Origin of the sequence: Nonomuraea sp. NPDC049684, from assembly GCF_044465345.1 — a bacterium.
In the GTDB taxonomy this organism is placed as follows: Bacteria; Actinomycetota; Actinomycetes; order Streptosporangiales; family Streptosporangiaceae; genus Nonomuraea.
The window spans coordinates 80,536-92,390 of the sequence record NZ_JBITLO010000006.1; the positions used below are offsets into that span (position 1 = coordinate 80,536).

Here is an 11,855-nt window from a genome sequence, read left to right on the forward strand (position 1 = left end):
ACTTCGGGCCCGTGTCGGACAACTTCGGGCCCATGCCGGACAACCGGGAGAACACCGGCAGCCGGGCGGTCAGGGCGCTGGCCGGGGTGCTGGCCGGCATGGCGCTCGGCGCGGTCGAGCTGGCCTTCCTCTGCCTGGCCTGGCCCGCCCTCCTGGTCCCGGCCGCGCGCCCCCTGGCCCGTCGCGGCGCGACGCGGCTCCTGGCGCTCGAACGCGCCCGGCTGACCCGCTGGTTCGGCCACCCCGCCCCCACCCGCGACGGCGGCTACGCCTACCTCGCCGCCCGCGCGGCCCTCGGCGTGCTCGGCGGGTACGGCTGCGCCGTCGCCCTGTTCGTCGGCGGCCTGCTGCTGGGCGGCGGGGCCTGGGACCTGATCACCGGCGGCTCGGACCCCGTCCCCGTCGAGCTGCCGGGCGTCCGGATCGTCACCACCGGCGGCATGCTCGGGCTGACCGGCGGCGTGGCCCTGCTGGCGGTGACCGCCCTGCTCGCCCTGGCCGCCGGCGTGCTCGAACGCCGCCTGGCCGCCCGCTTCCTCGGCCCCGGCGGCCGGGAGCTCATGCGCCGCCGCATCGCCGAGCTGACCGCGACCCGCTCGGGCATCGTCCGGGCCGTGGACGACGAGCGCCGCCGGATCGAACGCGACCTGCACGACGGCGTCCAGCAGCGCGGCGTGGCCCTGGCCATGCTGCTCGGCCGGGCCCGGCACGGCCACGACCACGACCGGACCGCCGAGCTGGTCGACCAGGCCTACGCCGAGTCCCGCCGCCTGCTGGACGAGCTGCGCAGCGTCGCCTGGCGCATCTACCCCACCGCCCTGGACGAGCTGGGGATCGAGGCCGCCCTGGCCGGGGTCGCCGAACGCGCCGCGGTGCCGGTCACCGTCCACTACGGGCTGTCGGCCCGGCCCGCCACGGAGATCGAGACCGCCCTGTACTTCGTGACCAGGGAGGCGATCACCAACGCGGTCAAGCACGCCCGCGCCCGTGACATCCTGGTCGTGGTGGGCGAGGACGAACGGACGGTGAGCGTGGCGATCTCCGACGACGGCGGAGGCGGCGCCGACCCCGCGGGCGGCGGCCTGTCCGGGCTGGCCCGCCGGGTCCTGGCGCTCGACGGCGCGTTCACCGTGGACAGCCCGCCCGGCGGGCCCACGAAGATCGTCGCCACGCTGCCCAAGGAGCCGCCGTGCGGCTGATCCTGGCCGACGACTCCGTGCTGCTGCGCGAGGGCCTGACCCGGCTGCTCGCCGAGGCCGGGCACGAGGTCGTCGCGGCCGTGGGCGACGCGCCCGCGCTGCTGGCCGCCGTCGCCGGTCACCGGCCCGACGTGGCGGTGATCGACGTGCGCATGCCGCCCGGCCACAAGGACGAGGGGCTGCGGGCGGCCCTGGAGATCCGCGCGCGGTGGCCCGAGGTGGGCGTGCTCGTCCTGTCCCAGTACGTCGAGCCCCACTACGCCGCCACCCTGCTGGCCGGGCCCGCCGAAGGGCTCGGCTACCTGCTGAAGGACCGGGTCTCGGAGGTGGCCGACTTCCTCGGCTCGCTCGACCGCGTCCGCGCCGGCGGCACGGCCTTCGACCCCGAGGTGGTGCGGCGGCTGCTGGCCCGCACCAGCCACGCCGACCCGCTGAGCCGGCTCAGCCCGCGCGAGTCCGAGGTGCTGGCGCACCTGGCCCAGGGGCTGGTCAACGCGGCCATCGCCGAGCGCCTGCACGTCTCGGCCTCCACCGTGGAGAAGCACGTCAACGCCATCATGGACAAGCTCGACCTGCCGCGCGACACCGGCTACAGCAGGCGGGTGCTGGCGATCCTGCGCTACCTGGAGGGCTGACCCGGGTCGGCGTTCACACCTCGACCACGCGGGGCAGCGCCGGCGGGTTCGGCCGCGGCCGCCACTCGCGGGGATAGCCGAGCGAGACCTCCATGAACGGCACGCCGTCGTGGTGGGTCAGGCGGGGGATGTGCAGGTGGCCGTACACGACGGCGGCGGCGTCGTAGTCGAGGTGCCAGCGGGCGGTGCGCTCGGTGCCGCACCACTGCGCGAACTCCGGATGGGTGAGCACCCGCGTCGGCTCGCGGACCAGCGGATAGTGGTTGACCAGCACGGTCGGCAGCCCCGGCGGCCGGGCGGCCAGCCGCGCCTCGGTGTACTCGACCCTGGCCGCGCACCAGGCGTCCCTGCCGGGGTGGGGGTCGGGGTGGAGCATGACCTCGTCGGTGCAGACGATCCCCGCGTCGTAGGCCGTGCGCAGGGCCTCCTCCTTGGTCGTCGCGCCCTCCGGACGCCAGGTGTAGTCGTACAGGACGAACAGCGGCGCCACCGTGACCGGGCCGTGCGCCCCCTCCCACACCGGGTACGGGTCCTCCGGCGTGAGCACGCCGAGATCGCGGCAGAGCTCCACCAGGTACCGGTAGCGCTCCTCGCCGCGCAGCCGCACCGGGTCGCGGGCCGGCGTCCACAGCTCGTGGTTGCCGGGCGCCCACACCACCCTGGCGAACCGGTCGGCCAGCAGCCGCAACGCCCAGGCGATGTCCGTCGTCAGCTCGCCGACGTCGCCCGCGACGAGCAGCCAGTCGCCCTCCGACCCGGGGCGCAGCTCCTCGACGAACGCGCGGTTGTCGGGATGGTGCACGTGCAGGTCGCTGACGGCGAGCAGGCGGGGAGCGGTGATCACGTCTCGGATCGTACGCCGCCCGCGCCCCGGCGTGGCGCGCGGTCCGCCGCCAGGTTGACCAGCACGGCGGCGGGTAGGTACGTCACCTGCCCGCACCCGGAGGAGGACCGCCATGACGACCGCGCCGACCTTCGCGCTCTCCGACGGCCGCGCCATGCCGCGCCTGGGCCTCGGCACCTGGCCGATGGACGACCGCCAGGCCCGCCAGGCCGTCGGCCACGCCCTCTCGCTGGGCTACCGGCTGGTCGACACCGCCGCCAGCTACGGCAACGAGCGCGGCGTGGGCGCGGCGGTCGCCGAGTCGGGCGTGCCGCGCGCGGAGCTGTTCGTCACCACGAAGCTGCGCGGCGCCCAGCACGGCTACGACCTGGCGCTGCGCGGGTTCGAGGAGAGCCGGTCCCGCCTCGGCCTCGACTACGTCGACCTCTACCTCATCCACTGGCCGCTGCCCGGCCACGGCCTGTTCGTCGACACCTGGAAGGCGTTCGTCCGGCTGCGCGAGGAGGGGCTGGCCCGCTCGATCGGCGTCTCCAACTTCACCCCTGAGCAGATCGAGCGGGTGGTCGACGCCACCGGCGTGTGGCCCGCGGTCAACCAGGTCGAGCTGCACCCCGGCTTCCCGCAGCCCGGCCTGCTCGCCTGGCTCACCGGGCACGGCGTGGCGACCGAGTCGTGGAGCCCGCTCGGAGCCGGCGGCAAGCTGCTCGGCGACCCGGCCGTCACCGAGATCGCCGCCGCGCACGACCGCACCCCCGCGCAGGTCGTGCTCCGCTGGCACGTGCAGCTCGGCGCCGTGCCGATCCCCAAGTCGGCCGACCCCGGGCGGATGCGCCACAACCTGGAGGTCTTCGACTTCGAGCTGTCGGCCGAGGAGATGGCGCGCATCTCGGGCCTGGGCGACGGCGGCAGCCGCCTCGGCGGCGACCCCGACCGCCACGTGGAGCTGTAGCCCTCCGGCGCTGCCCCCGTCAGCGCTCGTAGACGATCCTGCCGTCCACCATGGTCATCGCGACCGGCACCTCGGGCAGGTCGGCCGGGTGGGCGTCCAGCAGGCTGTCGTCCAGCACGCACAGGTCGGCGACCTTGCCCGGCTCCAGCGAGCCCTTCCACGACTCCGCGCCCTCCTGCCAGGCCGGGGTGCTCGTGTAGGCGCGCAGCGCCTGGTCCAGGGCGAGCCGCTGGTCGCGCGCGCCCTCGACGGCCCACCGGGTGGCGGCCGCGGCCACGCCGTGCCGCCAGTCGGGGGTGAGCATGGGGGCGTCGGAGCTGAGGCTGAGCCGTACGCCGGCGGCCAGCGCGTCCCGCACCGGCCAGGCGTGCCCGAGCGCGGCCTGGCCCAGGGCGTCGCGCAGCATGGGGGAGGCGGCGGCGGCGATGCCCGGCTGGGTGGTCAGGCCGATGCCTGCCGCGGCCATCGTCGTGAGGGTGTCCGGATGCAGGACGTCGCCGTGGACGAGGTAGTGGCGCCGCCCCGGGGCCCCGGCCAGGGCGCGGGTGACCGTCCGGGTCGCGCGGCTGCCGGTGGCGTGCACCGCGACCTGGTGCCCGGCCGCGGCGGCGGTCTCGATCATGGTCGTCAGGGCGGTCTCGCGTTCGTCCTCCGAGCCGCCCTCGACCAGCGGGGCGCCGTGCGTGCCGTCCTCGTACGGCTCGTCGCTCCAGGCGGTGCGCATCGGCGGGATGCCGTCGGCGAAGATCTTCACCCCGGCCACCTTGAACCAGCCCGGCACCTCGTCGGGCGGCGTCAGGTCGCGCAGCCCGGCGACCAGGTCGGGCAGTGAGCTGCGCCCGTCCACCTCGGCGAACAGCAGCAACGCGCGCACCCGCGCCTTCAGCTCGCCCCGCGCGGCCATCCCGGCGTACTCGCGCAGGACCTCGACGCCGAAGCGCCCGCCGCCGTCGTGCTCGCAGGGGCCGAGCCCCGGCTCGGTGTAGCTGGTGATGCCCAGGGAGGCCAGCAGGTCGCCCGCGCGCAGGATCGCCGCCCGCCGCTCCTCCTGCTTGCCCAGCCGGGAGTCGGGGACGAGGTCGGCGGCGCCGGTCAGGCGGTCCAGCAGCAGGTCGGGCCAGCGCAGGCCGAGCCAGGCGCCGTGCAGGTGGCTGTCGTTGATGCCGGGCAGCACCGATCTGCCGCGCAGGCGCACGACCCGCGTCCCCGGGCCCACCATGGCCTGGACCTGCAGCGGAGTGCCGACCCTGACGATGCGTCCGTCCTTGATCGCGATGCCGGACGCGAGATGGCCGGCCGCGTTCATCGTGTGGACGACGCCGCCGGTCATGACCAGATCCGCCGACCTGTTGTCAGCCGCAGATTTCATATCCGCTCCGCTCTGGACACTCTCATTTCCATCCGCATAACGTACATGGAATCAGATACGATTTCGTGCCGGGAGGTGACGATGCCTCTACCTTTCGAGGCACGGCGCATCATCGATCGGGCCCCTCGCGGACCGGCGCACCCGCCGCCGGCCGCCGCGGCCGACGACCGCCGCCGGAGCCGCTGATGGGCGCTCCCGCGGACGACGTCCTCGACGTACGGGGCCTCAGCGTCTCCAGGGGAGAGGTGCCCGTCGTGCACGAGGTCAGCCTCGGCGTCGCGCCCGGCACGGTCACCGTGCTGCTCGGCGCGAACGGCGCGGGCAAGACCACCCTGCTCGACGGCATCGCGGGCCTGGCCCCCGCCGCCGCCGGCACGGTCGCCCTGGCCGGCACGCCGCTGACCGGCCTGCCCACCTACCGCCGCGCCCAGGCCGGGCTCGGGTACGCCGAGCAGGCCCGCACCGTGTTCCGCACGCTCACGCTGGAGCAGAACCTGCTGGTCTCCGGAGACGGCGACCCGGCCATGGTCTACGACATCTTCCCCGAGCTGAACCGCAGGCGCACTCTGCCGGCCGCCAACCTGTCCGGCGGCGAGCAGCAGATGCTCGTCATCGGCCGGGCGCTGATCGCCGGGCCCAAGGTCGTCCTCATCGACGAGATGTCGCTCGGGCTCGCGCCGGTCGTGGTCCGCCGCCTGATGGGCTCGGTGCGCGAGCTGGCCGAGCGGGGCATCGGGGTGCTGCTCGTCGAGCAGTTCGCCAACCTGGCGCTGGAGATCGGCGCCCGCGCGTACGTGCTGCGCAAGGGCCGGGTGGTCTTCGAAGGCCCGTGCGAGGAGCTGCGCGGGGCGCAGGACCGGCTGCACGAGTTCTACTTCGGCGCCGTCACCGGCGACGGCCTCGCCCGGACGGCCGGCACGGAAGGCGGGAGCTGATGAACGCGCTGCTGAGAACCTGGGGTCCCGGGCTCGGGCTGGCCGTCGCGGCGTGCGCGGTGCTGCCCTGGGCGCTGCCGCCGTACTGGATCTACCTGGCCGTCGCGGCCGTGGTCAGCGGCGTGCTCATGCAGAGCTACGGCGTGATCGTCGGGCGGGCCGGGGTCATGTCGCTGTGCCAGATGTCGTTCGCCGCGATCGGGGCGTGGGTGGTGCTGCGGCTGAACCTGGCCGACGCGCCCGGCGGCTTCCTGCTGTGGCTGCTGCTCGGCGGCCTGGCGGCCGTGCCGGTGGGCGTCGCGATCGGGCTGCCCGCGCTGCGCATCCGGGGCGTCAACCTGGCCGTCGTCACGCTCGGCTTCGCCGTCTCCACCGACATCGTGCTGAACGCCAACCAGTTCCCCGGCACGACCGAGCTGAAGACGCTCGTGCGGCCGGAGCCCTTCTCCTCCGACGCGGCCTACTTCGTGCTGGCCATGGCCGTGTTCGTGCTGATCGCGATCGGCCTGGCGCTGGTCAACCGGACCAGGATCGGGCGGTCGTGGCTGGAGCTGCGGCACTCCGAGCGGGCGGCGGCGGCGCACGGCATCTCCGTGGCCCGCAGCAAGCTCACGGCCTTCGCCATCAGCGCGTTCATCGCCGGCATCGGGGGCGGGCTGATGGCGGGACAGCTCGGTCTCGTCGTATCCGGGAATTTCGCGATGATGCAGTCGCTGGCGCTGTTCGCGGTCGCCGTGCTCATCGGGCCGCACAACACCGAGGGCGCCGTCCTCGGCGGGATCTTCGGCGCGGTCATGGCCACGGTCCTGGAGAAGCTGCGCCTGCCGCAGGACCTCGGCGGCATCCTGTTCGGCGTCATGGCGATCTTCGCCCTGCGCAGCGGGGTCAGCCAGACCGACTTCACCCGCGCCCGCAGGCGCGAACGGGCCGCCCGCCCGCTGCTGGAGTCCCCGCCCGCCGACGAACCCGCCCCGGTCCCCCCGGCGGCGGGCGAGGGGAACGTGCTGGAGATCCGCGGGCTGAGCGTGCGGTTCGGCCAGGTCGTCGCCCTGGACGGCGTGGACCTGACCGTGCCCGCCCTCGGCGTCTGCGGCCTGATCGGCCCGAACGGCGCCGGCAAGTCAACGCTCATCTCCGCGGTCACCGGCTTCGCCGCCCGCTACGAGGGCTCGGTCGTGCTCGCCGGGCAGCCGCTCGACCGGCTCAGCCCGAGCGTCCGGGCCCGGCGCGGGCTGCGCCGCACGTTCCAGACCACCGCCATCGCCCCGGAGCTGACGCAGGAGGAGTACCTGGCGATCGTCGCCGGGCGGCGCCTGCCCCGGCAGGAGGCGGCGGAGGTGCTGCGCTTCTTCGGCTGCCCGCCCGGCGAGGTGCCGGTCTCGATCCTCGACGCGGGCACCAGAAGGCTGCTCGACGTCGCCGCCGCGATCGCCGCCCGGCCGAAGGTCGCGCTGCTCGACGAGCCGGCCGCCGGGCAGTCCGCCGCCGAGTCGCTGGCGCTCGGCCGCCGCCTGGCCCAGGTCCCGGCCCGCTTCGGCGTGTCCATCCTGCTGGTGGAGCACGACATGGATCTCGTACGAGCCGCCTGCGGCCAGGTCACGGTGCTGGACTTCGGGCACGTGATCGCCTCGGGGCCGACGCTCGACGTCTTGGACGCACCGGCCGTCAGGGCCGCCTACCTCGGCACCGTCTTGGAGGAGACATCGTGAAACGCGTACTCGTGGCCCTGCCCGTCCTCGCTCTGCTGACCGCTCTGACGGCCTGCTCCGGCGGCTCGGGCACCGACGGGCCCATCAAGGTCGGGGCCGTCAACGGCGTCACCGGCCTGTTCCAGACCCCCGAGGTGCCGCAGGCGGTCAAGGCCGTCTTCGAGGAGGTCAACAAGGCCGGCGGGATCAACGGCCGCAAGATCGAGCTGATCAGCAAGGACGACGCGATGAACCCGCAGCGCTCCACGGAGGCGGCGCGCGAGCTGATCGACTCCGAGGAGGTCGTCGCGTTCGTCGGCTCCTCCAGCGCCGTGGACTGCGGGCTCAACCGGGCCACCTACAGCAAGGCGCAGATCGTCTCGATCCCGGCCGTGGGCGTGGACCCGGCCTGCTTCACCAGCCCGAACATCGCCCCGGTCAACCCCGGCCCGTTCAAGCTGCTGACCGCGATGCTCTACTACGCCTCCGAGACGCTCAAGCACGACAAGGTGTGCCTGGCCTTCACCGTGCTGCCGGGCAGCGGCGGCGGCATCGACGCGGCCATCAAGGAGTGGAGCGACATCACCGGCAAGACGCTGGCCGTCAAGGACACCTCGGTCGGGCAGGGCGACCCGACGCCGTACCTGGTCAAGCTCAAGAGCGGCGGCTGCCAGGCGGTCGTCTACAACGCCCAGGTCGGGCCCTGGTTCGCCCAGGCCAAGACCCAGGGCATGCAGGACGTCGACTTCATCCTCATGGCCAACGCCTACACCGACGCCAACGCCGCGCTCATCCCGGCCGGCATGAAGGCCCAGGCGGGCACCGAGTGGCAGCCGTACACCGACGAGACGCTGCCGGGCAACGAGCGGTGGGCGAAGATCGTCAACGACAACAAGATCCAGAAGACCGCGTTCAGCCAGGGCGGGGTGATGGCGGCCGACGTGTTCGTCCAGGTCCTCAAGACGATCAAGGGGGACATCACCCGGGAGTCGGTGACCAAGGCGTTCAAGTCGATGCAGCCCATCACCTATCCCATGGTCGGCACGCCCTGGGTGTTCGGCCCCGGCCAGACGCACAACCCCATCGAGGGCAGCCGCTTCGTCAAGGCCGAGAACGGCAAGTGGACGGTGCTGCCCGAGGGCTTCATCGTCCCGAAGCGGAACGGCTGATGCTCGACTCCGTGGTCGCGGGCCTGACCAGCGGCGGCGTGTACGCGCTGCTCGGGCTCTGCGTGGTCCTGACCTACCGGCTGGTCGCGGTGGTGAACTTCGCGATGGCGGCCGTGGGCGCGATGGGCGCCTTCGTCATGGTCACCCTCACCGACGCCGGCCTGGACGTCTGGCTCGCGCTCCCGCTCGGGGCGCTGGCCGGCGGGCTGGTCTCGGCGCTGCTCGGCCTCGGCCTGGTGCGCTGGTTCGGCGAGCACGACCTGCGCACGAAGGCGGCCGTCACCGTGGCGGTGTTCGTCGCGCTGATGTCGGTCGGGCTGCGGCTGTTCGGCAACAACACCAGCGGCGCGCGGCGCTTCCCGCAGCCGTTCGACGCGCCCGCCTTCACCGTGGGCGAGGTGGTCGTGCCGCAGGCGGTGCTGGTGTCGCTGTCGTTCGCGGTGCTCATCACGGTCGGCGTCGGGCTGCTGCTCGGGCGCACCCGGGTGGGGCTGCGGCTCCAGGCGCTGTCGGAACGACCGGCCACCGCGCAGGTCGTCGGCATCCCCGCGCCCCGGCTCGCGCTGGCGGTGTGGGTGGCGATCGGCGCGGTCAGCACGCTGGTCATCGTCCTGGTCGCGCCGCGGCTCGGCGGCGACTTCTCCACGCTGGGCAACCTGGTCACCACCGCGCTGGCGGTGGCCATGGTGGGGGCGTTCAGCAGCCTGTGGCTGACGCTGGCCGGCGGGCTGCTGCTGGGCTGCCTGGAAGGGGTGACGGCCTCGCTGGAGGCGGTCCAGCAGTACCGCGGGGTGCTGCCGTTCCTGGTGATGGTGGCGTTGTTGTGGTGGCGCAGCCGCCACCAGGTCTGGGACTCGGAGGCGAACGTATGACGGTCAAGGTCCCCCAGCGCCAGATCGGCGCGCACGGCCCCGAGGCGTCGGTGCTGTCGCTGGGATCCTGGCACACCTACGACCGGATGGACTTCGGCGCGGCCGTCGAGCTGCTGCGGCACGCCGTGGAGATCGGCGTCAACCTGTTCGACGTGGGCGTCTACGGCCTGCCAGGACAGCGGCCGGTCTTCACCGACGTGCTCTTCTCGGCCATGGTCAGGGCCGCCGGCCTGGCCCGCGAGGACTACCTGCTCTCGGTCAAGCTCTGGCTCGACGACCACCCCGGGCGTCCCCTGCGCGACCAGCTCGAACGCGCGCTGCTGCGGGCCGGCACCGACCACGCCGACCTGGCCGTGGTCGGCGACGTCCACCGCGACGACCTCGACCTGCGCCGCCTGGCCCGCGAGCTGGCCGCGCTGGAGGCCGAGGGGCTGCTCGGCTGCTGGGGCGTCAACAACTGGTCGGCCACCTCGATCCTGACCATCCGCAGCCACGCCCGCGACCTCGGCTCGCCGGGGCCGCAACTGGCCCAGCTCAAGTACAACCCGTGCCGCCGCTCGATCCCGGAAGGGGTGCCGTTCTCCGAGGTGTTCGACGCCGGCGTCTCGCTGCAGGCCAGCGACGTGCTCGAAGGCGGGCTGCTGGCGGGCAGGGAGAAGCCCGCCCGGCCGGTCTTCCCCGACCCCGGCGGCGTGCGCGCGCGGGCCGCGGCGGCCGCCGCCGGGCTGGCCGAGGTGGCCGCCGGGCTGGACGCGACGCCCGCGCAGGTGTGCGTGGCGTTCTGCCTCACCCATCCGGCGGTGGCCAGCGTGCTGTTCGGCGTCACCAGCACGGCCCAGCTCGCCGACAACGCGGGCGCGCTGGCCCTGCTCGACCGGGTCGGCGCGGCCAGGCTGCGCGAGCTGGCCGCGCCGTTCTGGGTCGACGCCGACACGGTGGATCCCGAAGGTCCCTGACGTCCCGGGCTCCGCCGCCGTCAGCGGGGGGCCTGGACCAGGCCCGCCCCCAGGTCCTCGACGTCGGCGTCCGGGACGAACACGTCCGTCGCGGCGGTCAGCAGCAACCGGCCGGTGACCGCCGCGGCCCGCGCGCCGTCGCCGCCCGCCCGCAGCTCCTGCCACCACAGCGCCGCCGCCCCGGCCACGTGCGGCGCGGCCATGCTGGTGCCGCTCTTGCTGGTCAGCCCGCCTCCGGTACGGGCCGAGACCACGTCCACGCCCGGCGCGCACACCTGCGGGAAGGTGTTGGAGAACCGCGCGACCGCCAGCCGCCCGGTGGGCAGCCGCTGCACCGCGCCCACGGCCATCATGCCCTCGGCGGCCGACGGCAGCTCCGGCCCGACCTCGAAGTCCGGCCGCAGCTCCCGGTGGCTGGCGTTGCCCGTGGCCGCGACGACGATCGTGCCGGCGCCGAACGCCGCCCTGGCCGCGATCATCCGCATCAGCGAGTCGTAGAGCCGCAGCGTGGCCCGGTACGACTCCAGCGCGATCGACGTGGCCAGGAACTGCGGCAGCCCGCGCTCCTCAAGCTGGCGCATGGCGGCCGGGAAGTCGATGCCGAGCGACATGGTGATGACGTCGGCGTCGTTCCCGAGCGCCCAGAGCAGGCCCTTGACCGTCGCGGCGGTCGAGCCCTTGCCGTCGTCGCCGAGCACCTTGCCGATCAGCGCCCGTTCGACGCCGGGCGCGACGCCGATGCGCATGCCGTCGACCGGGCGGCCGAAGACGGTGCCGGCGCAGTGGGTGCCGTGGCCGACCTTGTCGCCGCGGCCAGACCCGGTGAAGTCCTCCTCCACCAGCGTCATCCCGGTGAAGGCCGGGTGCGTGGCGTCGATGCCGGTGTCGAGGACGGCGACCACCGTCCCCGCCCCCGTACGGGTGGAGGCGTCGGCGCCCAGCGCCCGCACCCCCCACGTGACCTGCGCGCCCGCCTCCGCCTCCGGCGGCGGGGCCTCGGCGTCCTCGGGCGCGCCCGGGACGGTGGTCGGCATCGGCCGGGCGACCGCGGCCACCGACGGGTCGCGCGCGAGGTCGGCCACCTCGCGCTTGCCGAGCCCGGTGACCTCGACGTGCGGCTCGCTCGGCGTCTCGGCCACGGCGGCGGCCCGCTCGAACGGCCCGGCCATGCGGGTCCTGCTCAGATCGCGCAACACGATGAACTGGTCGGCCATCGTCTTCCCCTCCTGGAAGTAGCCC

The 11,855-nt window shown here is 74.2% G+C and carries 11 protein-coding genes; 8 read left to right on the forward strand and 3 right to left on the reverse strand.

Going from position 1 to position 11,855, the window contains the following annotated elements; all coding sequences use genetic code 11:
• Nucleotides 1-11 precede the first annotated feature (11 nt).
• Both ACIBST_RS20795 and ACIBST_RS20800 read left to right on the forward strand, forming a co-directional pair.
• Nucleotides 12-1,199: a sensor histidine kinase gene (locus ACIBST_RS20795; RefSeq protein WP_397173677.1), complete on the forward strand. Its 1,188-nt coding sequence runs from the start codon at nt 12-14 to the stop codon at nt 1,197-1,199.
• Nucleotides 1,190-1,834, forward strand: a complete 645-nt coding sequence (locus ACIBST_RS20800) for a LuxR C-terminal-related transcriptional regulator (RefSeq protein ID WP_397173678.1) — start codon at nt 1,190-1,192, stop codon at nt 1,832-1,834. The genes ACIBST_RS20795 and ACIBST_RS20800 overlap by 10 nt, the downstream gene beginning before the upstream one ends.
• A 13-nt stretch (nt 1,835-1,847) precedes the next feature.
• On the opposite strand, the gene ACIBST_RS20805 is transcribed toward ACIBST_RS20800, so the two are convergent.
• Complete coding sequence (locus tag ACIBST_RS20805) at nt 1,848-2,675, reverse strand: metallophosphoesterase family protein (protein ID WP_397174250.1); 828 nt, start codon at nt 2,673-2,675, stop codon at nt 1,848-1,850.
• A 115-nt stretch (nt 2,676-2,790) separates the two neighbouring features.
• Here ACIBST_RS20805 and ACIBST_RS20810 point away from each other — a divergent pair, with 115 nt between their 5' ends.
• Nucleotides 2,791-3,627, forward strand: coding sequence for an aldo/keto reductase (locus ACIBST_RS20810; RefSeq protein WP_397173679.1), 837 nt, complete (start codon nt 2,791-2,793; stop codon nt 3,625-3,627).
• Nucleotides 3,628-3,646: 19 nt separating this feature from the next.
• On the opposite strand, the gene ACIBST_RS20815 is transcribed toward ACIBST_RS20810, so the two are convergent.
• Nucleotides 3,647-4,996 (reverse strand): amidohydrolase, encoded by a 1,350-nt coding sequence (locus ACIBST_RS20815; RefSeq protein WP_397173681.1) that lies wholly within the window; start codon nt 4,994-4,996, stop codon nt 3,647-3,649.
• A gap of 185 nt (nt 4,997-5,181) precedes the next feature.
• Between ACIBST_RS20815 and ACIBST_RS20820 the strand changes: the two genes are divergently transcribed.
• Genes ACIBST_RS20820 through ACIBST_RS20840 form a run of 5 tightly spaced genes read left to right on the forward strand, consistent with a single transcriptional unit; the run spans nt 5,182 to nt 10,616 of the window.
• Nucleotides 5,182-5,931 (forward strand): ABC transporter ATP-binding protein, encoded by a 750-nt coding sequence (locus ACIBST_RS20820; protein ID WP_397173682.1) that lies wholly within the window; start codon nt 5,182-5,184, stop codon nt 5,929-5,931.
• Complete coding sequence (locus ACIBST_RS20825) at nt 5,931-7,640, forward strand: ATP-binding cassette domain-containing protein (RefSeq protein WP_397173684.1); 1,710 nt, start codon at nt 5,931-5,933, stop codon at nt 7,638-7,640. Before ACIBST_RS20820 ends, ACIBST_RS20825 begins: the two co-directional genes overlap by 1 nt.
• Nucleotides 7,637-8,788: an ABC transporter substrate-binding protein gene (locus tag ACIBST_RS20830; RefSeq protein WP_397173685.1), complete on the forward strand. Its 1,152-nt coding sequence runs from the start codon at nt 7,637-7,639 to the stop codon at nt 8,786-8,788. Before ACIBST_RS20825 ends, ACIBST_RS20830 begins: the two co-directional genes overlap by 4 nt.
• A complete protein-coding gene (locus ACIBST_RS20835; RefSeq protein WP_352327509.1) occupies nt 8,788-9,660 on the forward strand; it encodes a branched-chain amino acid ABC transporter permease in 873 nt (290 codons plus the stop codon). Before ACIBST_RS20830 ends, ACIBST_RS20835 begins: the two co-directional genes overlap by 1 nt.
• Entirely contained in the window at nt 9,657-10,616 is a 960-nt protein-coding gene (locus tag ACIBST_RS20840) for an aldo/keto reductase (protein ID WP_397173687.1), read from the forward strand. The genes ACIBST_RS20835 and ACIBST_RS20840 overlap by 4 nt, the downstream gene beginning before the upstream one ends.
• Nucleotides 10,617-10,636: 20 nt before the next feature.
• On the opposite strand, the gene ACIBST_RS20845 is transcribed toward ACIBST_RS20840, so the two are convergent.
• On the reverse strand, nt 10,637-11,830 hold the full coding sequence (locus ACIBST_RS20845) for a S8 family peptidase (protein ID WP_397173689.1): 1,194 nt from the start codon (nt 11,828-11,830) through the stop codon (nt 10,637-10,639).
• Nucleotides 11,831-11,855: the final 25 nt, after the last annotated feature.